Annotated in this window: 22 protein-coding genes and 3 tRNA genes; 14 read left to right on the top strand and 11 right to left on the bottom strand. The window is 71.1% G+C overall.

What is annotated here, in order from left to right; all coding sequences use genetic code 11:
• Window positions 1-27: 27 nt before the first annotated feature.
• A complete protein-coding gene (locus AB0J06_RS04600) occupies window positions 28-219 on the bottom strand; it encodes a DNA-binding protein (protein WP_357424573.1) in 192 nt (63 codons plus the stop codon).
• A gap of 1,287 nt (window positions 220-1,506) precedes the next feature.
• Between AB0J06_RS04600 and AB0J06_RS04595 the strand changes: the two genes are divergently transcribed.
• A complete protein-coding gene (locus AB0J06_RS04595; protein WP_357424748.1) occupies window positions 1,507-2,244 on the top strand; it encodes a polyprenol monophosphomannose synthase in 738 nt (245 codons plus the stop codon).
• Window positions 2,245-2,303: 59 nt separating this feature from the next.
• The gene (locus AB0J06_RS04590; protein WP_357424571.1) at window positions 2,304-2,504 is read left to right on the top strand and encodes a hypothetical protein; all 201 of its coding nucleotides are present in this window, start codon (window positions 2,304-2,306) and stop codon (window positions 2,502-2,504) included.
• A 66-nt stretch (window positions 2,505-2,570) separates the two neighbouring features.
• Here AB0J06_RS04590 and AB0J06_RS04585 read toward each other — a convergent pair whose 3' ends face one another.
• Window positions 2,571-4,136 carry an aldehyde dehydrogenase family protein gene (locus tag AB0J06_RS04585; protein WP_357424569.1) on the bottom strand — a complete coding sequence of 522 codons (1,566 nt, stop codon included), beginning with the start codon at window positions 4,134-4,136 and terminating at the stop codon, window positions 2,571-2,573.
• Window positions 4,137-4,566: 430 nt separating this feature from the next.
• Here AB0J06_RS04585 and AB0J06_RS04580 point away from each other — a divergent pair, with 430 nt between their 5' ends.
• A complete protein-coding gene (locus AB0J06_RS04580; RefSeq protein WP_357424567.1) occupies window positions 4,567-5,757 on the top strand; it encodes a YncE family protein in 1,191 nt (396 codons plus the stop codon).
• Window positions 5,758-5,772: 15 nt separating this feature from the next.
• Here AB0J06_RS04580 and AB0J06_RS04575 read toward each other — a convergent pair whose 3' ends face one another.
• Window positions 5,773-5,952, bottom strand: a complete 180-nt coding sequence (locus AB0J06_RS04575) for a hypothetical protein (protein WP_357424746.1) — start codon at window positions 5,950-5,952, stop codon at window positions 5,773-5,775.
• Between the two features lie 19 nt (window positions 5,953-5,971).
• Window positions 5,972-6,967 (bottom strand): biotin synthase BioB, encoded by a 996-nt coding sequence (bioB, locus tag AB0J06_RS04570; protein WP_357424565.1) that lies wholly within the window; start codon window positions 6,965-6,967, stop codon window positions 5,972-5,974.
• 27 nt (window positions 6,968-6,994) lie between these two features.
• Here bioB and AB0J06_RS04565 point away from each other — a divergent pair, with 27 nt between their 5' ends.
• The 3 genes from AB0J06_RS04565 to bioD all read left to right on the top strand — a co-directional run bounded on the left by AB0J06_RS04565 (window position 6,995) and on the right by bioD (window position 9,106).
• Window positions 6,995-7,135: a hypothetical protein gene (locus AB0J06_RS04565; RefSeq protein ID WP_357424563.1), complete on the top strand. Its 141-nt coding sequence runs from the start codon at window positions 6,995-6,997 to the stop codon at window positions 7,133-7,135.
• A 106-nt stretch (window positions 7,136-7,241) separates the two neighbouring features.
• Window positions 7,242-8,378 (top strand): 8-amino-7-oxononanoate synthase, encoded by a 1,137-nt coding sequence (locus AB0J06_RS04560; protein ID WP_357424744.1) that lies wholly within the window; start codon window positions 7,242-7,244, stop codon window positions 8,376-8,378.
• The gene (gene bioD / locus AB0J06_RS04555) at window positions 8,366-9,106 is read left to right on the top strand and encodes a dethiobiotin synthase (RefSeq protein WP_357424561.1); all 741 of its coding nucleotides are present in this window, start codon (window positions 8,366-8,368) and stop codon (window positions 9,104-9,106) included. The genes AB0J06_RS04560 and bioD overlap by 13 nt, the downstream gene beginning before the upstream one ends.
• A gap of 79 nt (window positions 9,107-9,185) precedes the next feature.
• Here bioD and AB0J06_RS04550 read toward each other — a convergent pair whose 3' ends face one another.
• A complete protein-coding gene (locus AB0J06_RS04550) occupies window positions 9,186-11,588 on the bottom strand; it encodes a hypothetical protein (protein WP_357424559.1) in 2,403 nt (800 codons plus the stop codon).
• Between the two features lie 197 nt (window positions 11,589-11,785).
• Window positions 11,786-12,472 (bottom strand): 50S ribosomal protein L11 methyltransferase, encoded by a 687-nt coding sequence (locus AB0J06_RS04545; protein WP_357424557.1) that lies wholly within the window; start codon window positions 12,470-12,472, stop codon window positions 11,786-11,788.
• Window positions 12,473-12,651: 179 nt separating this feature from the next.
• On the opposite strand from AB0J06_RS04545, the gene AB0J06_RS04540 reads away from it, so the two are divergent.
• The gene (locus AB0J06_RS04540; RefSeq protein WP_357424555.1) at window positions 12,652-13,509 is read left to right on the top strand and encodes a hypothetical protein; all 858 of its coding nucleotides are present in this window, start codon (window positions 12,652-12,654) and stop codon (window positions 13,507-13,509) included.
• Window positions 13,510-13,733: 224 nt separating this feature from the next.
• Here the strand turns inward: AB0J06_RS04540 and AB0J06_RS04535 are convergent, their stop codons facing one another.
• Window positions 13,734-14,111 (bottom strand): spore germination protein GerW family protein, encoded by a 378-nt coding sequence (locus AB0J06_RS04535; RefSeq protein ID WP_357424553.1) that lies wholly within the window; start codon window positions 14,109-14,111, stop codon window positions 13,734-13,736.
• 201 nt (window positions 14,112-14,312) lie between these two features.
• On the opposite strand from AB0J06_RS04535, the gene AB0J06_RS04530 reads away from it, so the two are divergent.
• A complete protein-coding gene (locus AB0J06_RS04530; protein WP_357424551.1) occupies window positions 14,313-15,182 on the top strand; it encodes a PmoA family protein in 870 nt (289 codons plus the stop codon).
• A gap of 7 nt (window positions 15,183-15,189) precedes the next feature.
• Here the strand turns inward: AB0J06_RS04530 and AB0J06_RS04525 are convergent, their stop codons facing one another.
• Both AB0J06_RS04525 and AB0J06_RS04520 read right to left on the bottom strand, forming a co-directional pair.
• A complete protein-coding gene (locus tag AB0J06_RS04525; protein ID WP_357424549.1) occupies window positions 15,190-15,804 on the bottom strand; it encodes a TIGR03086 family metal-binding protein in 615 nt (204 codons plus the stop codon).
• Window positions 15,805-15,834: 30 nt separating this feature from the next.
• Complete coding sequence (locus AB0J06_RS04520) at window positions 15,835-16,437, bottom strand: TetR/AcrR family transcriptional regulator (protein ID WP_357424547.1); 603 nt, start codon at window positions 16,435-16,437, stop codon at window positions 15,835-15,837.
• 169 nt (window positions 16,438-16,606) lie between these two features.
• Here AB0J06_RS04520 and AB0J06_RS04515 point away from each other — a divergent pair, with 169 nt between their 5' ends.
• The 6 genes from AB0J06_RS04515 to AB0J06_RS04490 all read left to right on the top strand — a co-directional run bounded on the left by AB0J06_RS04515 (window position 16,607) and on the right by AB0J06_RS04490 (window position 20,979).
• Window positions 16,607-18,796 carry a TRAP transporter fused permease subunit gene (locus AB0J06_RS04515; protein WP_357424545.1) on the top strand — a complete coding sequence of 730 codons (2,190 nt, stop codon included), beginning with the start codon at window positions 16,607-16,609 and terminating at the stop codon, window positions 18,794-18,796.
• Window positions 18,793-19,812, top strand: coding sequence for a TAXI family TRAP transporter solute-binding subunit (locus tag AB0J06_RS04510; protein WP_357424543.1), 1,020 nt, complete (start codon window positions 18,793-18,795; stop codon window positions 19,810-19,812). Before AB0J06_RS04515 ends, AB0J06_RS04510 begins: the two co-directional genes overlap by 4 nt.
• Before the next feature lie 61 nt (window positions 19,813-19,873).
• Window positions 19,874-20,275 carry a CapA family protein gene (locus AB0J06_RS04505; RefSeq protein WP_357424541.1) on the top strand — a complete coding sequence of 134 codons (402 nt, stop codon included), beginning with the start codon at window positions 19,874-19,876 and terminating at the stop codon, window positions 20,273-20,275.
• 436 nt (window positions 20,276-20,711) lie between these two features.
• Window positions 20,712-20,784: transfer RNA gene (locus tag AB0J06_RS04500), tRNA-Gly, on the top strand.
• Window positions 20,785-20,821: 37 nt separating this feature from the next.
• A tRNA-Cys gene (locus AB0J06_RS04495) sits at window positions 20,822-20,892 on the top strand.
• A gap of 12 nt (window positions 20,893-20,904) precedes the next feature.
• A tRNA-Val gene (locus AB0J06_RS04490) sits at window positions 20,905-20,979 on the top strand.
• A gap of 236 nt (window positions 20,980-21,215) precedes the next feature.
• Here the strand turns inward: AB0J06_RS04490 and AB0J06_RS04485 are convergent.
• Window positions 21,216-21,509 carry a hypothetical protein gene (locus AB0J06_RS04485; protein WP_357424539.1) on the bottom strand — a complete coding sequence of 98 codons (294 nt, stop codon included), beginning with the start codon at window positions 21,507-21,509 and terminating at the stop codon, window positions 21,216-21,218.
• Window positions 21,510-21,608: 99 nt separating this feature from the next.
• The gene (locus AB0J06_RS04480; RefSeq protein WP_357424537.1) at window positions 21,609-22,013 is read right to left on the bottom strand and encodes a hypothetical protein; all 405 of its coding nucleotides are present in this window, start codon (window positions 22,011-22,013) and stop codon (window positions 21,609-21,611) included.
• Window positions 22,014-22,347: the final 334 nt, after the last annotated feature.

Genomic DNA, 22,347 nt, shown 5'->3' with positions numbered 1-22,347 from the left:
GGGTCGGTGTGGAGAGTGGGCCCCGCCCTAAACGTCATCCTCGTCAAGGTACGGCCGGTGCTCGGCGATCCACTTCTCGACGTCCTGTGCCCGCCAGGCCCGGCCCATGGCCAGGGTCTCGATCGGTGCCGGAAAGTCGGGCCGCGCCACGATCTGATCCGTTCGCTGGCGACTGATCCCTAGCCGCACGCGAATCTCCTGGGCGCCCATCAACTTCATGTCGACGCACCCTAGGTAGGTGCCTGCTAGTCACAAGCCATCTGTACAGGAGCCTAGTAGGCACTTGACAAGGGCGAGGCGGAACGGTCAGCCTAGGCACATGCCTAGACCCCCTGCGTCGGTGCCGATGAGTCCGACGCATCGTCGCGACTGGCGCCGGTGGTGGCGCCGCTGCACGTGCGGATACCCCTGGCCCTGTCCTGACCGGCACTACGCCGGCCCCGCTGTCCCGCCTTACCCCATGCGATACCGGAATGACCGCTGGAACGGGCCGACCATCGCGACGCCGCGCGTCGGCAGCCCCGGCTGGTTGACACGGGGCCAGGAGTATCGGGCGAATGGCGGGCGGCACTGGTGAGGCCGACACCTCTGCCCCCGCACACACCACTGCGGCCCGCGTGGACGTGTCGAGAGTGCGCCGACGAGTGGCCGTGTGAGCGGGCACGCATCGCGCTCCTTGTCGACTTCCAATCCGATCGGGTCGGCTTGAGTGTCTTCCTGTGTTCGCTCATGCATGAGGCGATCGGGGATCTGCCGTCGGCGCTCACGCCAATCTTGCTGTTCCAGCGCTTCCTGGCCTGGGCACCCACGCCGAGGCTTCCCTGAACTCACCCGCAACGGTGCCGGGCTGTCGGCTGCGCGGACCGCGGTGGGGGAGAGGGTTGCGCGTCGCCCCGTCGCGGTTCCGCCTACGCGGGGCGTTACTCCGCCGCCACTACCGACCGTCGTCGCCGATCAAGATCCACCATCGGCCGGACGCTACGGACGCGGCGAGCCTCGCACCAGTCGGACGAATGGCTATCGGTAGGCGCCGTAAGTGGGCTGGCCAGCGGTTGTTCAGCCGCAGCGTCGCGGTTTCCGGTCCCCGTCGCGTCACGTCGTCCGCCACAGGGGAACGATGGGGTCAGGCAACGGTGCGGGCATCGCCAGCCAAACGGCCGGGTCACGGAGGCCGTCGCAGTCGTCGTACCGAGAGCCGCTGAGCGCGTAACGGCAGGTTCCCCGGCGGCGCCAATGACGCGCCGCGAGACCCCGACCGGCCATGAACGGTCAAGCCTGAGCAGATCCCGCGACGCGCCAAGCGACTCGCCCGACCGGATCGGGCAGACTTCTGAGGGCCCTGCGGGGCGGTCGACACCGTTCGGCATCAATATTGTGGAATAGCTATGGCCACGTCAGCGGCTCGCTGGCCGGCGCCGCTCAGGTAGTAGGATCTCCCACTGTTCGCGATCGCACTCTCCGCGCTTGGTACGGCGAGTCGGGATCACAGATCATACGAAGGTGATCATGGAAAGCGGCGCGCCGAAGTTAACCGTTGTTGTACCGACGTACAACGAACGCGACAACCTGCCCAAGATCGTCGAGCTTCTCGCGGCGTTGAAGATCCCCAACATGCACATCCTGGTCGTCGACGACAGCTCCCCGGACGGCACGGGTGAGGTCGCCGACAAGCTCGCGATCGAGGCGCCGATTCCCGTCGGGGTGCTCCACCGGACCGTCAAGGACGGGCTGGGGCGCGCCTACGTCGAGGGGATGACCCGGGCGCTGGCCGAAGGCGCGGACATCGTGATCCAGATGGACGCCGACCTCTCCCACCCGTGTGAGGCCATCCCCGGCATGGTCGAGATGCTGACGACCACGGACGCGGCCGTCGTGCTCGGCTCGCGCTACGTGGCCGGCGGCGCGGTGGCCAGCGAATGGCCGTGGCACCGCAAGGCGCTGTCAGCCTGGGCGAACTTCTACGTCAACACGATCCTGCGGCTGCGGGTCAAGGACGCGACCGCCGGCTTCAAGGCCTGGCACGCCGCCACCCTCCGGGCGATCGACGTCGAGTCGGTGCAGAGCAACGGCTACGCCTTCCAGGTGGAGATGAACTACCGGACCGTCCAGCGAGGGATGACGATCGCCGAGGTCCCCATCCGGTTCGAGGAACGCAGCGACGGCGTGTCGAAGATGAGCCTGGGCGTGCAGATGGAGTCCGCGCTCGTGCCGTGGAAACTGCTGTTCAGCAGCGCGGGACGTTAGTCCGCCTGCATCCCGGGAAGACTTAGAGCCGGACCCAGTTACTCCACAGGGAGGCCGGCGTGAGTGAGCGCGACCGTGAAGAACCCCCGCAGCGGGGCACCAATCCGCGCGGCGGCGTCTACCCGGCGCGCGCGGAGGACGAGCCGACGGTGATCCCCCACGCCGACCAGAGCGAGGGGCGCACCACGTTCGAGGGGAAGCCGTCGAAGGAGCGCCCCGCCCCGGCCATCCCCGACCGCCCGATGCGCCCTCAGGCCTGAAGCCACCCGTGATCGCGAAGAGTTCGGCCGGCTATGGCGAGCCGAACTCTTCGCGATCATGAAGAATCAGGTGGCGGGGTAGCTGTTGTAGTCGGGGAAGTTGCCATAGAGGCGCTGACCGTCGCCGCCCGTCGTGACCGCGTGCACGAGCAGGTCGCCGCCGACGAACGCGCCCTTCCACGAGGCGCCCCGTCCGCCGAACGGCTCGTCGCGGTCGCCGCGCGAGCGCGGCTTGTTGATGCCGACCTTGAACGCCTGCAGGTCGACGGCGAGCTTCGCCGCCTCGTCCTCGTCGTCGCAGGCGAGGCTCGCGACCAGGGCGCCGTTGGAGGCGTTCATCGCGGCGAGCAGCTCGTCTTCGGTGTCGACGACGACGATCGTGTCGACCGGTCCGAACGGTTCGGCGTGCATCAGCCGGGAGCGGCCGGGCGGGGCGAGCAGCACCGACGGCGCGACGTACGCCGAGGTGTCCTGACCGTCGAGGAACGGCGCCCCGTCGAGCTTGCCCCGGTAGATCGGGACGGCGCCGCCGCGTACCGCCTCGTCGACCTTGCGGCGCAGCTCCTCGGCCTTCGCGGCGCTGATCAGCGGTCCGAAGTCGAGCTCGGGGAGCGCGTCGCCCTCGGTCCAGTCGTCGCCGACCGCGAGCGGGTGGCCGAAGCGGACCGAGCGGACCACCGGCAGGTACATGTCGAGGAACTGGTCGACCAGCTCGCGCTGGACCACGAACCGGGGGTACGCGGTGCAGCGCTGCTTGCCGTACTCGAAGCCCTTCTTGAGGTGCTTGGCGAGCAGGTCCCACTGGGAGAAGTTCCAGATGCCCCAGGCGTTGAGGCCCTCCTGCTCGATGAAGTGGCGCTTGTCGGAGTCGAGCAGCGCCGCGGCGACCTTGCCGCCGTTGGAGCGGCCGCCGACGAACGCGACGGCGCCGATCTCCGGCGCGCGGACGAGCACCTCGGAGAGCTCCTCGCCGCCGCCGGAGAGCAGGGTGGCCGGCAGTCCGGCGCGGCGCATCAGCGCGTGGGCGACGGTGAGGCAGACCGCGCCGCCCTGGGACGGGGTCTTGGCGATCACCGCGTTGCCGGCGAGGAGCTGGACCAGCTCGGCGTGGACCAGGACGCTCATCGGGTAGTTCCAGCTGGCGATGTTGCTGACCGGGCCGTCGAGCGGCTCGCGGCCGTCGGCGAGCATCCGGTCGATCTCCTCGACGTACCAGCGCACGCCGTCGAGCGCCCGGTCGACGTCGGCGCAGGCGAGCCGCCACGGCTTGCCGATCTCCCAGACCAGCAGCATGGCGAGCAGGTCACGGTGGAGGGTCAGCTCGTCGAGGGCGTCGGTGACCCGGGCCTTGCGCTCGGCGAGGGGAGTGGCGGCCCAGTCGCGGTGTTCGGCGGCGGCGAAGCGTACGGCGGCACGGGCCGACTCGGCGTCCAGCCGGGGCAGGTTGACCAGGTCGGTGTTGTCGAGCGGGGTGCGGACCGGGGTCGGCGTGCCGACCGACTTCCACCCGCCTTCCACCAGGTTGCGCAGGGTGGTGGTGTGCGGTGCGGTGTCGAAGGCTTCGGGGGTCGCGGCGACGGCGCGGGCGAGGGTGTCGTCCCATGCGGTGCCGGGGGCAAGGCGTAGAGCCATCGTGTCTCCCTCGGGTCTGACCAGTCGGGCGGCGGCATCGATGGCACCGCTGATCTAGGGCGACTGTGCAGGCTCCGGTAACGGGCGGGCAACAGTACGCTCGTATGCCAGGATGACGCGCGTCCGGCTAAACGCTCATTCAGGTCCATTGGCGGCGGGCGGTAAGCCGAGGACCAGGTATTATGTCGATATAAAATAGATGGAAGTCGATAATGTGACCCGTGTCTATTGAACGGAAAACGGTTTCCTCGCGTACCCGTACCGTCCGGTTCTCACATGGACGGCCGCGCGGCTTGTCAGTAACCGGTTCGGACGGCCGACATGACGACTCGCCGGTGGCGAACCACCGGCATAGCGCATCGTCTCCGCGTTGGCGGGATGTGCAGCGAAATAATCCGAGGCGTCCGGGCCGTGGCTACGCTTCCGGGCTATGTCCAGGTCCTGCCGGGCGCTGCTCGCCGTCACCGTCGCACTGCCGCTGCTCGGATGCGTCACGGAACGCACCGGCCCGGCGCCGACCCGCGCGCCCGCGACGAAACCGGCGGCCTCCACGGCCCTGGCGCCCGACGGCTTGACCGATCGGTTGCCCGGCATGCCCGACTACCCCGACCCCCGCAACATCTACGCGGCGGCCGGTCCCAACATGCTCAGCGACCAGGTCCGCGGCCACCGCAGTCTCGTCTATGTGCCGCACACGATCAGCAACGACGTCCACGTCATCGATCCCGAAACCTACAAGGTCATCGACAAGTACCCCGGCGGCTCCGAGGCCCAGCACGTCGTCCCCTCCTACGACCTGTCCACGCTCTACGTCGCGTCCAGCAAGGTGCCGGGCGGTGGCCTCGTGCCGATCGACCCGAAGACCGGCAAGCCGGGCAAGGAGATCAAGGTCGAGGACGTCTACAACCTCTACTTCACCCCGGACGGCAAGCAGGGCATCGTCGTGGCCGAGTACTTCAAGCGACTCGACTTCTACGATCCGAAGACGTGGAAGAAGCAGTCGTCGGCCGAGTACCCGGACTGTGCCGGCATCAACCACCTGGACTACACGGCCGACGGCAAGACGATCCTCGCCAGTTGCGAGTTCGCCAACCGGGTGGTGGCGATCGACACGGCGAGCCGCCGCAAGCTGCGGCACTTCGATCTCGACAAGTCGCAGGACGGCATGCCGCAGGACACCCGGCTGACCCCGGACGGCAAACACTTCCTGGTCGCGGACATGCACGCGCACGGGGTCTACGTCTTCGACGGCGCCGCCACGAAGAAGACCGGCTTCATCCCGACCGGTCGCGGCGCCCACGGCGTCTACTTCAGCCGGGACGGCCGCCGTGCCTTCGTCACCAACCGCGACGAGGGGAGCGTCAGCGTGCTGGACACCGCGACGCTCAAGCCCGTGGCGAAGTGGCAGATCCCGGGCGGCGGGAGCCCCGACATGGGCGGCCTCTCGGCCGACGGCAACGAGCTCTGGCTCGCCGGCCGCTATCACGGCGAGGTCTATGTGATCGACACCAACGACGGCAAGCTGATCAAACGTATCCCGGTGGGGAACGGCGCGCACGGCCTCGTCATCTGGCCCCAGCCCGGCCGCTACTCCCTCGGCCACACCGGCAACATCCGCTAGCCCGCCGCCCCGTCCTCAGCGGCTGCGGGTGACGCCGTGCTCGACACAGGTCGCCGACCAGCCGGCCGGCAGCACCTGCACCTTCATCCGGCGGCGGCACGCCGGACAGAACCGGGGTGGTTCGAGCGCCCGTGCGGCCTCGCACGCCGCGTGCGCGCCGGCGCTCGCGTCGCCGCCGCAGCGGTCACACCAGATGGTCACGCCCCCACCTCATCTACAACGTGGCGGAGAGTGCCTTGACCGGCATCTTCAGGTCGTCGAGCAGGGCGAGGTCGTCGGTCGCCGGACGCCCCAGGGTCGTCAGGTAGTTGCCGACGATCACCGCGTTGATGCCGCCGAGCAGGCCATCCCGGGTGCCGAGGTCGCCGAGGGTGATCTCCCGGCCGCCGGCGTACCGCAGGATGGTGCGCGGCATCGCCAGCCGGAACGCGGCGATCGCGCGCAGCGCGTCGCGGGCCTCGACCACCGGCTGGTCACCCAGCGGGGTGCCCGGGCGGGGGTTGAGGAAGTTGAGCGGGACCTCGTGCGGGTCCAGCTCAGCGAGCTGGGCGGCGAACTCGGCCCGCTGCTCGATCGTCTCGCCGAGGCCGAGGATGCCGCCGCAGCAGACCTCCATGCCGGAGGCGCGCACCATGCTCAGCGTCTCCCAGCGCTCCTCCCAGGAGTGGGTGGTGACCACGTTGGGGAAGTGGGAGCGGCAGGTCTCGAGGTTGTGGTTGTAGCGGTGCACGCCCATCTCGACGAGGTCGTCGACCTGGGCCTGGCTGAGCATGCCGAGCGAGGCTGCCACCTGGATGTCGACCTCGGCCTTGATGGCGGCGACGCCGTCGCGCATCTGCTTCATCAGCCGCTCGTCGGGGCCACGGACCGCGGCCACGATGCAGAACTCGGTCGCCCCGCTGGCCGCCGTCTGCTTGGCCGCCTCGACCAGGGACGGGATGTCGAGCCAGACCGAGCGCACCGGCGAGGCGAAGAGCCCCGATTGGGAGCAGAAGTGGCAGTCCTCGGGGCAGCCGCCGGTCTTCAGCGACACGATCCCCTCGACCTCGACCTCGGGACCGCACCAGCGCATCCGCACCTCGTGCGCGAGCTGCAGCGCCGCCGGCACGTCCTCGTCGGGGAGGCGCAGCACCGCGAGTACGCCGGCCTCGTCGAGGCCGATTCCGCCATCGAGCACCTGCGTGCGGGCGTGATCGAGGATCTCTGGCATGGTCGTACCCTACAAGGGATACCGTACGTGACCAACGCCACGGCCAACACCGTCTCGGTGATCAACATCGCCGATCGCGCCACCCCGACCATCCCGGTCCGTGGCTCACCGTCGACCGTACGGCCATTGACGAGCGTTCCCGGGTCGAAGCTGGCAACCGCGACGTGACGACGACCGTACGGATCGGACGGGTGGTAACTTCCCCGATCGGGGCGTGGTCGGCACAGGGCGCGGGGCGCTGTGCAGCGCGAACAACGTGGACGGGGTGGGCGCGGTGTCGGGTTGGCTGGAAGAGCTCGACCGTCGGGCGGCGCTGCGGGCCAAGGCCGGCCTGACCCGACGGCTGCGGCCGCGCGCGGCGACCGACCCGGTCGTGGACCTCGCCGGCAACGACTACCTCGGTCTCTCCCGCCACCCGGCCGTCGTCGACGCGGCGGCGCGGGCGCTGACCGGGTACGGCCTGGGAGCGACCGGTTCACGTCTGGTGCGCGGCTCGACCGACCTGCACACCGAGTTGGAGGGGTTGCTCGCGGCGTGGCTCGGAGCGGAACGGGCGCTCGTCTTCTCCTCCGGTTACCTTGCCAACCTCGGTGCGGTACGCGCCCTGGCGCAGCCCGGGACGCTGCTGATCTCGGACGCCCACAACCACGCCTCGCTCATCGACGGCTGCCGGATCTCCGGCGCGCAGACACAGGTGACGCCGCATGCCGACGTCGCCGCGGTCGACGCCGCGCTCGACGCGGCGGACGGGCGCCCCGCGGTGGTGATCACCGAGTCGATCTTCTCGGTCGACGGCGACCTCGCCCCGCTGCCTGAGCTGCACGAGACGGTCCGGCGGCACAACGCGCTGCTGTTGGTCGACGACGCGCACGCGCTCGGTCTGATCGGGCCGGCCGGCGCGGGTGGGGTCGCGGCGGCGGGGCTGGCGGGCGAGCCGGACGTGGTGGTCACCGCGACGCTCTCGAAGTCCCTCGGTGGCGCGGGCGGCCTGCTGGCCGGGCCCGCGCCGCTGGTCCGGGACCTCATCGACACCGGTCGGACGTTCATTTTCGACACCGCGCTGCCGCCCGCGGTCGCCGCCGGAGTGCTGGCCGCCACGGGGTTGGCGCGCGACGGCGACGGGCTGCGCGCCGAGTTGGCCGACCGGGCGGCGAGCGCCGTCCGCCGGTTCACCGCGGCCGGACTCACCGTCTCGGCCCCGGCCGGGGGAGTGGTGTCGGTGGAGGCCCCCGGCCCGGAGTCGGCGGTGAGTTGGGCGGCCGACTGCCTCGACCGCGGAGTGGCGGTCGGCTGCTTCCGCCCGCCGTCGACTCCGGACGGTCGGTCGCGGCTGCGGTTGACCGTCAACGTGGGGGTGCCGCGCGTCGAGTTCGACCGGGCGCTGGACGTGATCGTGGAGTGTGCGCCGTGACGGACCAGGCGTGGCGCGGACCGGTCCTGGTCACCGGCACCGACACCGGGGTCGGCAAGACCGTCGTCACCGCGGCGATCGCGGCTGCGGCGCAGGCCGCCGGGCTGCGGGTCGCCGTGGTCAAGCCGGGTCAGACGGGTACGGTGACCGGCGAGCCCTCCGATGTGGACACCGTCCGCCGGCTGGCCACCCCGACCACGGCGCGCACGTTGGCGAGTTTCCCGGAACCACTCGCGCCGCTGGCCGCCGCCCGGGTGGCGTCACTCGAACCGCTGGAGCTCTACGCGGTCGTCGACGCGGTCCGCGAAGAGGCGGGAAAGCATGACCTGGTGCTCGTCGAGGGGGCCGGTGGGCTGCTGGTCCCGATGGGGCTGCGCCCCTCCGGCGAGCCGTGGACGCTCGCGGACCTCGCGGTCTCCCTCGGCGCGCCCGCGGTCGTGGTGACCCGCGCCGGGCTCGGCACCCTCAACCACACCGCGCTGACCCTGGAGGCGCTCGAGCGCCGCGCGGTGCCGGCCGGGGTGGTGCTCGGCGCCTGGCCGGCCGAGCCGGAGCTGGTGCACTGGGCCAACCTCTCGGAGCTGGTCCCCACCATGGTCGGCGCGCTGCCCGACGGTGCCGGGGCGATGGAGCCGGGAGTGTTCCAACGCTCCGCCCCCGGCTGGCTGACCCCCGCGTTGTACGGCGTGCTGGACGACTGGCGGGCCTGGGCCGACGAAGTGAGCTGAAAGGCCCGGACGGTCCATCACGGAAACGGCCGGGACCCAGAGGGTCCCGGCCGTTTTCGCGCCGTCGTTCACGTGGCTGTCACGCGACCGGTCGGCGACCGATGTAGAGGGATCCGGCGCCCGCGGTGACCATGGCGGCCCCGAGGAGCACGAACAGGGCCAACGGAGTACCGGTCCGCGGCAGGTCGGCACCGCCGCCGGACCCGCTGCTCGTCGAGACGGAGACGGGCAGGGTCAGGTAGCGGACCTTGCCGTCTCGGCCGAGGCCGGTGGCGACGAAGGTGTGCTCGCCGAGAAGATCCTCCGGCACGACCACGGGTACGGAGAAGGTGCCGTCGGCGCGTACGGTGACCCGGGCGAGCACCCGTGGCTGGGAGTAGATCGCGATCACCACGATGCTGCCCGGCCGGAAGCCCTCGCCGGAGACCGTGATCGTGCCGCCGGCGGTCGGGTTGCCACCGCCCTCCACGTTGGCGTGCAGCTTCGTCGCACCCACCGGCACGGCGGGCGGCAGCACGGGCACGCCCGTCGGGATTCCCCGGCCCGCGACGCCCGCCGGGGAGGTCCCACCGGGACCGGTCGCCTTCACCGCGACCTCGTACTCCACGCCGGCGGCGAGGTCGCTGATGGTGCAGGGCGAGACCGCGGCGGTGCAGGTGCCGCTGGACCCGTCGGTGCCCCGAGCCGTCACGGTGTAGGAGCTGGCCCCGGAGACGGTTTCCCACGCCACCGCCAGGCTGTCCGCGCCCGGGGTCACCCGGGTCACCGCCGGCGCGACCGGCGTACCGGACAGCGGTGTCGCGGTGACGGTGGCCGGAGTCGAGGACAGGCCGTTCAGGCTGGCGACGACGGTGACCCGGTACAGCACCGCCGGAAGGTTGTCGATGCGACAGCCGAGATCGGTCGTCGCGGCCCCGAATCCGTTCACCAGGATCGGCTCGCAGCTGCGGGTCGGTCCGGTGCCCGCGACGGCCGGCTCGGCCGTCGCCCTGTACCGGCTGGCCCCGGACGGAGAGAGACCCCAGCTCACGTCCAGGCCGTGCAGGCGCGGCGTGGCGGCCACGTTCTGCGGTGGCGTCGGCGGCGTCGGGGTCGGGGTCGGGGTAGGCGGCGTCGGGGTCGGGGTCGGGGTCGGGATCGGCGGCGTCGGGGTCGGGGTAGGCGGCGTCGGGGTCGGGGTCGGGGTCGGGATCGGCGGCGTCGGGAACGGGATCGGCGGCGTCGGGAACGGGATCGGCGGCGTCGGGAACGGGATCGGCGGCGTCGGGAACGGGAACCCGACGACCACCGAGCCGGGGTACGTGCCGGCGTCGGAGTCCACGTCGCCGTGGGCCACGACGGAGATCGTGTACGCACTGCCGTACGAGAGATTGGAGATGACGCAGGAGGTTCCTGTCACGCCCGTGCAACTCTGGTCTGGTACTGCACTGGCCTTCGCGGTGGCGGTGTAGGTGATGGGCACGCCGTACGCGCTGGTCACCGGCGTCCAGCTGACGTTGATGCTGTTCGAAACGGCGTTCGCCCCGGTGAGGATCGGCGTGCCGGGCTTTTCCGACAGCGGCGTCGCCGTGGTCGTGGCGGGGTCGGACCGGCTCTCCCCGGCGATCGCGACCACGCTGATGTTGTACAGCTCGTAGCTCAGACCGTCGATAGTGCAGCCGATGAGCGAGCTGGCACTCTCCGCGACCATGGGCTCGCAGCTCCCCGTAGCTCCAGTGCCGTCGGCGGGTCCGGCGGTCACCGTGTAGGTGTCGACAGCCGAGGACGGCTCCCAGCTGATGGCGACGCCGTGCACCGTGGACTCTGCGACCACGTTCTGCGGCATCTGCACCAGGCAGCACGTCACCTGCACGTCGGTCCTGGTCACCGGCGTGAGGTCACCCTCGCCCAGCGTGCCCAGCCACCACACGTAATAGTCGCCGGCGGAGATCGGCAGGGAGCACGGCCCGTTCTCCATCGGGGAACAACCCGCCTCATCGTAGGTGTCCCAACCGCCGAGGAAGAAGGCGTACCCGACGCCGGGCTGCGGGTCCCAGGTGATGGTGACGTTTCCCGAGTCGACCGACGCCTGGACGCCGGTCGGTGCCGGCGCGGTCGCCTGGGCCGTGACGCCGCCCTGCTGCGAGGTCGTGGCCGCGGCGCGTGGCCCGGTGCGCGACGGCTTGGTCGTCGTCCCGGCGGTCCCCTTCTGGTCGGCCGTGTTCTTGGGGTCCGGGTCGGCCGTCGTGGCCTCGGCCGGCTCGGGGCCGGTCGCCTCCGGCTCGGCGGCCTCCGGCTCGGCAGCGCCCGGGTCAGCCGGCTTCGGCTCGGCCGGCTTCGGCTCGGCCGAGCTCTGGTCCGTCGGGTCCTCGCCGGTGCTGTCCTGACCGGTCGGGTTCGTGGCCTCGCGGGCCGGAGTGGTCGCGGCCTGGGCGGTGGCGCCCCCGGTAGCGCGCTCCAGGGCGTAGGCGGGTGCCGCCTGCGCGCCGAGCACCGTCACCATTGCAAGGACGCCGACCGCTACGGTGAGCGATCGGCGTCTGCGGCCCGCGCGGCCGGGCCGTGATATGGATTGTCGCACTTTTCCCCCGTATGGGTCTGCCGCCGCCAACTTCAGCGGGCTAACAACCTTAACAAGGGAAAACTGAATTATGTCCGAATAGAGAGAAATGATGGATTGTGGCGTGAATGAAGCCCGCCCTAGCCGGCGGCTTGATCACCGTTTGTGGCGGCGCCGGGGCGCGACGCCAACTCCCACACCGTCGTGTGCTTCACCTCGACGCTCTCCAACGCGAACGGGACCGGCACGTCGTACGCGGTGAGCATCCGGAAACGTTCGCGGGGCAGGAACGCGCGATCGGGATCGCCGACGATCACGCGGGCGCCGCTCTTCGCCGCGCGCAGCAGAAAGCGGAGCACCCGGTTGGCCATGGCCTGGCTGTAGAAGACGTCGCCGGCGAGCACCACCTCCGCGCCGTCGGCGTCACCGTCGAGAATGTCGCCGACGCTGCCGGTGACCGTCACCCCGTTGGCGTCGGCGTTCAGCGCCACGGCGGCGAGGGCGATCGGGTCCACGTCCACCGCCCGCACCTGCGCGGCCCCCGCCTTCGCGGCCGCGATGGCGACCAGGCCCGAGCCCGCGGCGAGGTCGAGCACCCGCCGCCCGGCGACGAACTCGGGATGGTCCAGCACGTAGCGCGCCAGCGCCTGCCCGCCGGCCCACGCGAACGCCCAGAAGGGGGGTGGCTGCTCGCTGCGGAACTCGCCTTCGGTCAACTCCCATAGCCCGATCGGCTCGTCGGCCTGATGAAGCTGGATCTCCGGTACGTGGGCGGCGGGAGCGAGTCTGGCGTAGGCGCGGACGAACGCGGTCGAGGTGTCGGGCACGACCGGATTGTGCCCGCCGCGCCTCCCGAGGCGACGCGCGGGAGGCGTAAACGGTTCACCACTCGCGGTGAAAATGGAGTCTTTCATTGTCGGTGGGCGATAAGACGCCACCCTTACGAACCGGCCCGCCCGCCCATAGCGTTGGTGCGGAGGTAATCGGCGGGTTGACGAGGCGGTGGTTGACGGTGTGGCGGTTCCCGGCCCGGCTGGGCGCGTTCCTGACCTGCGTGAACGTGCTGGCCCTGACGGCCGCGGCGCCCGCGGCGGCCGCGCCCGGTTTCACCGCGCGCTTCGCCGAGTTGCCGGACGCGTTCGCCTCGGGAGCGAGCCCCGCGACGGTTAGCGTGGTGGTCGCCCGGAGCGCCGGCCGGGACTGCCTCAAGGTGCGCTGGTCGATGGTGTTGCAGGTGCAGGAGCTCCGTATCGATCAGGTACGGGTGGAGCGGATCGAGGAGAACGGGTCGTTCCCCGTCGACATCCGGGCCGACGGCGCAACCGCCCGCGTCACCGACGTGCAACTCGACCCCGGCACCCTCTGCCGGGACCGGACGGTCACCGCGCGCTACGCGATCTCCTTCGCCGAGGCGGTGACGAAGGGCCAGGTGAGTCTCGCCGCTGAGGCGTACGACGCGAACCTGCGACTGCTGGCGCGCGAGACCGCCACCCGCCAGGTCATCGGGGATCCGGTCCCGTCGTCGCCCGCTCCGACAGAACCCCAGCCGACCGACGCCCCGTCCGATCCCGGCCCGTCAGGCCCCGCAGGGGCCGATCCGTCGGCGGGAGCCGCGGGCGGTGATGGCGGAAACCCCGGCGGCGGCGCGGGCACGGGTCAGGCGCTCGACCCCGCCGCCGACAACCGGGATACCGGACTGCCGCTGATCGGTTTCCTGATCGGCGCCGTGCTGGTCTTCTTCGGCGCCGGCCTGTTGGTCCGGGCCGGGTGGCGGCTGCGCCGTTCCCGCGCCACCGCGCCCGATCTCGCCGGCGCCGTCTGGTCCGGGTCCACTGCCCGCCGTCGCCGCACCCTCCGCTTCTGACGGTTCCGCACGAAGCCCGGTCAGCCCCCCATCGCGCTTCCTCTTCGTGCTGCTGTGGACCGCCGGCAGTCAGTTGATCGGGTGGCCCGTCTCGCCGATCCTGGCCGGGTTGGTGGTCGTCGCCATGGGCATGACCGAAGCGGTCAGGTGGGATCGGGCCGCGCGCCGGTTGCTCAGGCGCGCGGTCGACCGGACCGAGGCGGCGCGTTTCCGCGCAAAAGGGCCTACGACCGTCGGGCCTTGATCATGGCGCGGACGGTGAGCAGCGCGGCGATGCCGATCAGTTGACCACCGAGGATGACCTTGTTGAGATCCAGCGCAGGGCGCCAGTCGACCTTGTCGCCGGTCACGACGAACACCCCCGCCGGCTCGGCGGAGAGCGAGAACCCGGCACCCGATCCGGTGCCGGTCCCGGCGGCGGTCGCCGCCGTGCCGCCCGCGCCGCCGCCCGCGCCGCCACGGGCGGTGACCCGGGCCACCGGGATGACCGTGGTCTCGCCCTGGGTGACCGGTTCGCCGAAGACGGTCCGTGCGGTCGCGCCCTGGACCGCGTCACGAATCGTGTCCATCGCCGTTCGACGGGGAGAGATCTCATCGCTCATCGTCAGGTCTCCGTTCGTGTCGGTGACGCCATCGTGACCCGCGCATCGCGGTCGCGGAAGGGGAGCGGCCCAGACGCGTATTCCGCGATGTCGCCGCAAAGCACTCCACAGTGCTCAGAACTCGGCGATCACCGCCGTGCGCCGTTCTCGGCTACCCTCCTCGGCAAGCGCTTCCGGACGGTCGAGAGAGGCGGGGCGGAGATGGGCGCGGACGACACGGAGGTCCGGCTGTGGGTCGGCAGTGAGACGGTCGCCGAGTACGTGGTCGCGCCGCAGATCGATCCCCGCTACTCGCCCCGTCCCTACCTGCACCCCGTGCGGACGCTCGGCGGCGTGCCGGTGACCGACGCGCTCCCCGAGGACCACCGCTGGCACCTCGGCGTCTCCGTCACCATGCAGGACGTTTCCGGCACCAACCTGTGGGGCGGGCGCACCTACGTGCGCGACGCCGGCTACACGTGGCGCGACGACCATGGCCGCATCGAGCACGATGCCTGGCTGAGCCACACCGACGACCACTTCGCGGAGCGGTTGCGCTGGTGCGACCCGACGGGTGCGACGCTGCTGACCGAGGAACGCCGGATCGCCGCCCGCGCGATCGTCGGCCGCGACCATACCGCGACGGGCGACGCGTGGCTGCTCGACGTGGCGTACACGCTGACCGCCCCGACCGGGCGCGACGTCGCGCTGGGCAGCCCGGCCACCAACGGTCGGCCGGGTGGAGCGGGCTACGGCGGCTTCTTCTGGCGCGTCGCGCCGGGAACGTCGGAGACCTTCACGGCGAGCGCCGACGGCGAGGAGCGGGTCAACGGCAGCACGGAGCCGTGGGTGGCGCTGGTCGGACGGGGAGTGGGCGGTTCCCCGTACACCCTGGTCTTCTCCGGCCTGGGCGACGGCGACCACTGGTTCGTGCGGACCGGGATCTATCCGGGCGTCTGCGTGGCGCTCGCCTACGACCAGCCGCTCGTGATCGCGGCGGGGGCCGCGGTGCGGCGGCGGCACACCGTGCTCGTCGCCGATGGCGCGCTCGGCCGCGCCCGGGTCGAGGGGCTCCTCGCCGATTCGGACTGACGGTTCTTCACCGGGGCGGGTGCCAGGTCGGGTCGCGCCCGAAGGCGCCGAGCAGCTGGTCCTGCTCGCTCGCGTCCGGCGGCACCTCCACCCGGCCGTGGATGATCCCGGAGTCGCGGTAGCTCTGCTCCCGCTCGGCGAACCACCGGACGGTCTCGCGTACGGCCTCGACGTCCAGCCGCGGCGGTGCGCCGATGGATACGGCGAGATCCCACCCGTGGACCAGATGTTCGGAGATCAGTTGGCGGAGGTATTCGCGGGCGGGGGTGTCGCCGACGGAGAGGTGAACGGTGTGCTCCAGCGCGCCCGGCCGGCTGACCGCCACTTCGGCCTGGGCGGCCGAGTCCCGCGCGCGCTCCACCGGGTCGGCGCCGAGTAGATCGCCGGCGAAGCGGTCGCCGACCTCGTCGATCGTCGCGCCGGCGAGGAGCGGCACGGTCCAACGATCCTCGCCGACCACGTGGTTGACCAGGGTGCGCACGTCCCAGTCCGCGCATGGCGTCGGCGCCGACCAGTCTTCCGGCCCAATCTGGCCGACCCGGTCGATGAACTCGGGCTGGGCGCGGCGGTAGAGCTCCAGCAGGTCCACGCGCCGATTCTGCTCCGCCGGGCCGATCTTCACCCGGCGAATCGTGGGCGGGGTCGCGCCGGGTCAGATCAGCTGCTCCGGCGTGAGGCTCAGCTCGCGGGCGGTGGTGAGCCGGACCCACTCGGCGGCCAACCGCCGGGAGATGACGCGCTCATGCACGGCCACCTGCACGGCGAGCCCGTCGATCAGGGCGTTGATCCGCCAGGCCGCGCCGGGCGCGTCGTCGCAGGTGAAGGTGCCGTCGTGACAGCCCGCGCTGATCACCTCGGTGAGCGCTTCCTTCCACCGCAGGTCGAGGCGGCGGCAGACCTTCTCCAGCTCGGGCGCGCGCAGCGACTCCGACCAGCCGTCGATCCACATCGACCAGGACTGGGAGCGGCCGGTCGGGGCGTAGAGACGGAGAATCTTCCTCAGTTTCTCCAGCGGCGCCGCGGTCGAGTGCACCACCGCGTCGAGCCGGCTGAGGTCCTGCTCGGCGGCGTAGGAGAAGGCCTGCGCGAGGAGTCTTTCCTTGGTGGAGAAGTGGTAGAAGACGAGCGCCTGGCTGACTCCGGCGGCGCGGGCGACGTCGGCGGTGCGGGTGTTCGCGAGGCCCCGTTCCACGATCACGTCGCACGCGGTGCGCAGCAGTGAGTCCAGGCGCACCTCGGCGGAACGTCGCGTCACGGGGCACACGGTAACGCATCTATCCGGGCACGGTGCGTTACTTCGGATTTCCTTGATTGGCGCGACAGTCAGTCGCCCGGCTGACCTGCGGGATCGACATGTCACGATTCAGCCACAATGGCGGGGTGGACGGTCGGCCGCGGGATCTACCGGGACGTAGGGTCCGCACATGTCCGACGGTCAGGCCCCGCTCGAACGAACGGCTGACAGCACGCCGGCCGTCACCACGACCTCCACTGTGGATGATTCCGTCGACCGCGTACCGTCGACCGCCCCGCCGCCGGCCGAGCCGCCCGCCGCCGTGACGGTCGACGACGAGGAACGCCCAGCCCGGCAGCTGACCGGTGCGGCCGGGACGCTCGTCGCTGTCGTCGCGTTCGCCGTCGCGCTGCTCACGCTCTGGCAGGTGTTCCGGCCACTGCCGCAGGGCAGCCAGTTCTATCTGATCATCTTCCTGGCCGGCGTACTCCCGCTGGTTTTCCTCGCCTACCGCTCCGGCCTGCGGCTGCCCGCGACGCTGACCCGCCGCGCGCCCGCCGCACCGCCGGCGCCGTCGGTCCCGGAGGAGCCGGGCGCGCGCGCCGACCGGCCGACGGTCGTCGACTGGGTGCTGGCGCTGCTCGCCCTGATCGTCTGCCTCTACCCGGTGCTGCCGGTCACGCTCGGCGGGGCCGGGGCCGGGGGCGGCTACGACGCGTTCCTGAACCGGCAGGCGCTGCTCGCGCCGGCCGACATCGCGATGGGGACCCTCCTGCTGGTGCTGGTGGTCGAGGCATGCCGGCGCACCACCGGCTGGGTGCTGCCGCTGGTCTGCCTGGTCTTCCTCGGTTACGGCTACTACGGCGGCCTGCTGCCGCAGAGCTGGGCGATCGCCCATGCCGGATTCGACTTCAACCAGCTCGTCGACGCGTTCTACAACTCGGGCAGCGGCTTCTACGGCACCCCGCTCGACGTCGCGGCCAGCTACATCGTGCTGTTCACCATCTACGGCGCGGTGCTCGAACTCTCCGGCGCGGGACGGTTCTTCGTGGACCTGTCCGTCGCCACGTTCCGGCGTTCGCGCAGCGCCGCCGGGCGCACCGCGGTCGCCTCCGGCTTCCTGCTCGGCACGGTCTCCGGCTCCGGGACGGCCACCGCGGTGAGCGTCGGCGCCGTCACCTGGCCGATCCTGCGCCGGGCCGGCTACCCGGCCGAGCAGGCCGGCGGGATGCTGGCCGCCGCCGGCGTCGGCGCGATCCTCTCGCCCCCCACCCTCGGCGCGGCGGCGTTCATCGTCGCCGAATACCTCGAGGTCTCCTACCTGACCGTGCTCGGCTGGGCGATGATCCCGACGATCCTCTACTACCTGGGGATCCTGCTCGCGGTCGAGATCGACGCCCGCCGGTTCCGGGTACGCGCGGTCGAGGTCACGGCCGGCTCGGCATGGCGGCTGCTGGCCCGCTTCGGCTACCACTTCTCGTCGCTCGTGGTGATCGTCGTGCTGCTCGCGCTCGGGGTCACCGCCACCAGGGCGGTCGTCCTGGCGACCGCCCTGGTGTTCGTCCTCTCCTTCCTCGACCGGCGTGGCTGGCTCACCCCGCGGCGGCTCTTCGAGGCGCTCTCCGCCGGGGTGCGCGGCGTGCTGCCGGTCGCCGCCGTCTGCGCCGCCGCCGGCATCATCACCGCGGTCACCACCAAGACCGGGCTCGGCTCCCAGGTCGCCTCGCTACTGGTACGGGCCGCACGGGCGCTGACCGACGAGCCGACCGCCGTGCTCGCGCTGACCGTCATCTTCGCCGCGGTCGCGCTGTCCCTGCTCGGCCTGGCGGTGCCGGTGACCGCCTCGTTCATCATCGGTTGGGTCATCATCGGCCCGGCGCTGATCGCGCTCGACGTGCCCGCCCCGGCGGCCGCGATGTTCGTCTTCTACTACTCGGTCCTGTCCGAGGTCACCCCGCCGACGGCGTTGGCCGCCGTCGGCGCCGCCGCGGTCACCGGCGGGCGGGCCGTTCCGACGATGTGGCAGGCGCTGAAGTACGCGTTGCCGGCGTTCCTCGCGCCGCTCGCCTTCGTGCTGACCGGCCCCGGCGAATACCTGCTCGGCCGGGGTCCCGCGCTCGGCGTGCTCTGGGCGGGCGCCGTCGCCTGCCTCGGGGTCGCCGCTCTCGCCGTGGCCACCGGCGGCTGGGTGCTCGGGGTCGGGCCGGTCGGTCCGACCCAACGCGCCCTCGCCGCCATCGCCGGCCTGCTCCTGCTCTACCTGCACCCGGTCACCATCGCCGCCGGGACCACCGTGCTGGTCGTCGTGGTCGTGCTGGCACTGCTCCGCCGCGCCACGGGCAAGGACGTCGAGGCATCCATCGGGAGGGAACAGACATGAACCGTGCGACACGCATCGCCGCGGCGCTGACCGCGTGCGGGGTCGGGCTGACCGGGCTGGTCGGCTGCGGCGGCCGCCAGGACGCCGCCGGCACCGACGCCGGCGGACAGGTCACCTGCGAGCTGGCCGCCGAGACCCGGATCAGCATCGCCACCGGCAACAACACCGGGGTCTACTTCGCGATCGGCAACGCCTACGCGGAGCAGATCTCCACGACCGGCGGCGGCAAGGTCAAGGCCACGGCGTCGGAGACGGGCGCTTCGGTACAGAACGTCCAGCAACTGGTCGCCGGCACCTACCAGGTGGCGTTCTCGATCGCCGATACGGCCGCCGACGCGGTGCAGGGCAAGGCGGCCTTCGAAGGCAAGCCGCAGCCGGTGCAGGCGCTGTCCCGTATCCACACCAACTACACCCAGGTGATCGCCCGCAAGGGCGCCGGCATCACCACGGTCGCCGACATGAAGGGCAAGCGCATCTCCACCGGTTCGCCGCGCTCCGGCACCGAGGTCATCGCCAACCGCCTGCTGCAGGCCGCCGGCCTCGACCCGGCCAAGGACGTCCAGGCCCAGCGGCTCGACCTGAACAAGACGGTCGACGGGATGAAGGACGGCTCCATCGACGCGCTCGTCTGGTCCGGCGGGCTGCCCACCCCGGGCATCACGGATCTCTTCACCACCGCCCGCGACCAGGTCACCTTCATCGACATCACCCCGCTGCTCGCCGAGATGCAGAAGATCAACCCGGTGTACGAGGAGGGCAGCGTCCCCGCCGCCACCTACGGCACGCCCACAGAGGTCAAGACGATCGTGGTGCCCAATCTGCTCCTGGTGAAGAACGATCTCGACCCCAACGTGGTCTGCGTGCTCACCAAGGCGCTCTTCGAGCGCAAGCCGCAGTTGGAACAGGCCAACAAGGCGGCCAAGGAGATCAGCCTGGACACCGCCCGCAAGACGGACCCGGTGCCGCTGCACCGGGGCGCGACGGCGGCGCTCGACCAACTGAAGGCGCCGCAGTAGGTGCTCCGCGGGCCGGCCGACGGAGCCGGGCGGCCCGGCATCGAACGTATCGGCGTGCATCGTGGCCAGATCGTCGCGGTCCGTCGCGCCGGATCGGTCGTATCGTCGCGCCGGGTCCCTGCCTCCTCGCGTCGACTGCGGCTCGTGGCGCTCGCCGGCGCGGCCGCGCTCCTGCCTCCTGCCGGTCGACGTCGCCGTCCCGCGCTGGGCGCCGGCGGCCGCCCCCGACCCCGGCGAGATCACGCTGGCGTTCGCCGGCGACGTGCACTTCGTCGACCGGACCCTGAAGCTGCTCGACGACCCAGCGGCGGCGTTCGGCCCGATCGCCTCGACGCTCTCCGCCGCCGACGTCACGATGGTCAACCTCGAGACCCCGGCGGCGTGCCGGAGCCGAAGGCCTCCCACTTCCGCGCGCCGGCCAGCACGTACGAGGCGGTCCGGGCCGCCGGGGTGGACGTGGTGACGACCCTCGCCGCCGCCCGGGACAGCGGTGTTCCGACGGTCGGCGGCGGCGCCGGCGCCAACGCCGCGGCCGCGCAAAGTGGCCCGCACCCAACTCGTGCCGGCCGTCATCTCGCGCCGCGCCGGCCAGCCGAAGGTGGCCGCAGGCCGGGATCATGCGTACGTGAAGCTGCGCGGCTGCGCCCGCCCCGCCTCAAGCGCAGGTTCCTAGGACGCTTCAGCGGCTGTGGGTCGAGTTCGCGAGAATCTTGCGCGCCGACATGTCAGGACTTTCCCGGTCGCAAACAGCCCTGCTCCGGGGACGGTGATGGAGAAACCGCAGGTGGAGGAGGGTTCGGCGGAGTGACCGACGCGCCGGGGGACCCCGATTTGGCACATGCTCCTGTGCTCGGCTAAAGTTCTGATCCGTCAGCGGGAAACAAAAACCCGCAGGACAAGCGGACGTAGCGCAGCTGGTAGCGCATCACCTTGCCAAGGTGAGGGTCGCGGGTTCGAATCCCGTCGTCCGCTCGGAGATACGCCGCCACGCACGTTCGGGGGCTACCTCGGTGGAGTGGCCGAGAGGCGAGGCAACGGCCTGCAAAGCCGTGTACACGGGTTCAAATCCCGTCTCCACCTCGGCAACAACGAGGGCGATTGGCGCAGTGGGAGCGCGCTTCCTTGACACGGAAGAGGTCACTGGTTCAAACCCAGTATCGCCCACCAGTAAAACCGCAGGTCAACGGCTCGTTACCGAGATTCAGGTAACGAGCCGTTTCGCTTTTGATCATTACAAGTGGAGCACATGATCGTCTTGCTGCTCCGCCGTCTCGTGTAGGGCGATTCCTGGCCGTCGATCTGCCGGGTGGCCACGGGGCGGATCGTGGGGGCGTGCGGCGGCTGTGGCCGTGTGACGCAGGCGGGGCGGCGCGTGTCGCGCCGCCCCGCCTGGCTGGTGATGGTCAGGCCGCGATGGGCGCGTCGGCGCTGCGGCCGGGTTGGTGGGCCTCCCAGCGGGCCTGCAGGGCGTCGACGATGCGTTGCCGCATGGCGGGGGTGACGTGGCTGTAGATGCCGCGCACCCCGGCCAGCCGGTGGCCGAGCCGCTGGGCCTGGGCGACTTCGGGAATGTCGTCTTCGATGAGCCAGGTCTTGTGCGTGTGTCGGAGGTCGTGGAAGTGTATCCCGGCGATGATCGGCGGGAGGTTGTTGCGCTGGTTGCCGTTGACCGCGGGGCCGAACACGCGTCGGGACATCGACGAGCGGCGGAGCAGACCCGTCGCGGACCCGGCAGACGGGATTGCGCAGCGGCGCTGTGGGGAGGCGCTCCAGCGCGTCCGGCGGCAAATAACAGGTCAGCGATCGGTTCGGCGTGGCCATACCCCGATCGCCAGTAGTGCTGTAGCCGTGCCGGCGCCGAGTATGTACGGAGTAACGCCGGCATCGAGCGCGAATGTGGCCATCATCCCCAACTGTCCGATGAGCAGTGCCGCTGCCAGCCGGGTCAGGGCCACGATGTACAACCGTCCCACGTCCGATCGCGTCAAGTACCTGCTGAGCGGCCGGGACTGGGCGTAAACGAATGCGGCCGGTACGGCGCTGCACAGGTAGAACACGAGGACGCCAGTGCCCCACCCCACCGTGGGCCCTTTCGCCAGAACCACCACCAGCCCGAGGAGGAGATAGACGATCAGAAACCCGCCCGCCAGCCAGCGCAGCAAGGTGACGTGGCGGTCAAGCGCCGGGTTGGCCGCAATCATGGCCGGCAGTGTAGACGCGGACGGCGGCCTGAGGCGGACAGTGGTCCGAGGTCGCGAACGCGGACGGACAGCGCCGGACGAAGCGCCTGGGACTTAAGCGAGAGGTTGCCAGGCGTGGTGGGTGACGAATTGAGTGACGACCGCAGCGTCCGGCGTGCACATCCATGGACGAGGGTGGACCGTTTTCCCAGGTCAGGGCTTGCGTACGAGTAGCTCGGTCGTCGGTCTACGAGGTGGCAGCTGCAACTCCCGGTCCATCGACCTTTTTCGACATGCAGCCATTTGCAAGGCACCCGCCCATGCGGCAGTTCTCGATCCGCCCGGCGATGCCGGA

Origin of the sequence: Micromonospora sp. NPDC049679 (assembly GCF_040659735.1) — a bacterium.
GTDB lineage: Bacteria > Actinomycetota > Actinomycetes > Mycobacteriales > Micromonosporaceae > Micromonospora_I.
The sequence above is the reverse complement of the archived record's forward strand: the minus strand, read 5'-3'. Positions and strand labels throughout refer to the sequence as shown.

What these genes read in the sequence shown, in the direction of transcription:
- AB0J06_RS04600 (WP_357424573.1), bottom strand. Translation starts at nt 219, where the DNA reads ATGAAGTTGATGGGCGCCCAGGAGATTCGCGTGCGGCTAGGGATCAGT.
- AB0J06_RS04595 (WP_357424748.1), top strand. Translation starts at nt 1,507, where the DNA reads ATGGAAAGCGGCGCGCCGAAGTTAACCGTTGTTGTACCGACGTACAAC.
- AB0J06_RS04585 (WP_357424569.1), bottom strand. Translation starts at nt 4,136, where the DNA reads ATGGCTCTACGCCTTGCCCCCGGCACCGCATGGGACGACACCCTCGCC.
- AB0J06_RS04580 (WP_357424567.1), top strand. Translation starts at nt 4,567, where the DNA reads ATGTCCAGGTCCTGCCGGGCGCTGCTCGCCGTCACCGTCGCACTGCCG.
- bioB (WP_357424565.1), bottom strand. Translation starts at nt 6,967, where the DNA reads ATGCCAGAGATCCTCGATCACGCCCGCACGCAGGTGCTCGATGGCGGA.
- AB0J06_RS04550 (WP_357424559.1), bottom strand. Translation starts at nt 11,588, where the DNA reads ATGGTGACGGTGCTCGGCGCGCAGGCGGCACCCGCCTACGCCCTGGAG.
- AB0J06_RS04535 (WP_357424553.1), bottom strand. Translation starts at nt 14,111, where the DNA reads ATGAGCGATGAGATCTCTCCCCGTCGAACGGCGATGGACACGATTCGT.
- AB0J06_RS04530 (WP_357424551.1), top strand. Translation starts at nt 14,313, where the DNA reads ATGGGCGCGGACGACACGGAGGTCCGGCTGTGGGTCGGCAGTGAGACG.
- AB0J06_RS04515 (WP_357424545.1), top strand. Translation starts at nt 16,607, where the DNA reads ATGTCCGACGGTCAGGCCCCGCTCGAACGAACGGCTGACAGCACGCCG.
- AB0J06_RS04510 (WP_357424543.1), top strand. Translation starts at nt 18,793, where the DNA reads ATGAACCGTGCGACACGCATCGCCGCGGCGCTGACCGCGTGCGGGGTC.
- AB0J06_RS04485 (WP_357424539.1), bottom strand. Translation starts at nt 21,509, where the DNA reads ATGTCCCGACGCGTGTTCGGCCCCGCGGTCAACGGCAACCAGCGCAAC.
- AB0J06_RS04480 (WP_357424537.1), bottom strand. Translation starts at nt 22,013, where the DNA reads ATGATTGCGGCCAACCCGGCGCTTGACCGCCACGTCACCTTGCTGCGC.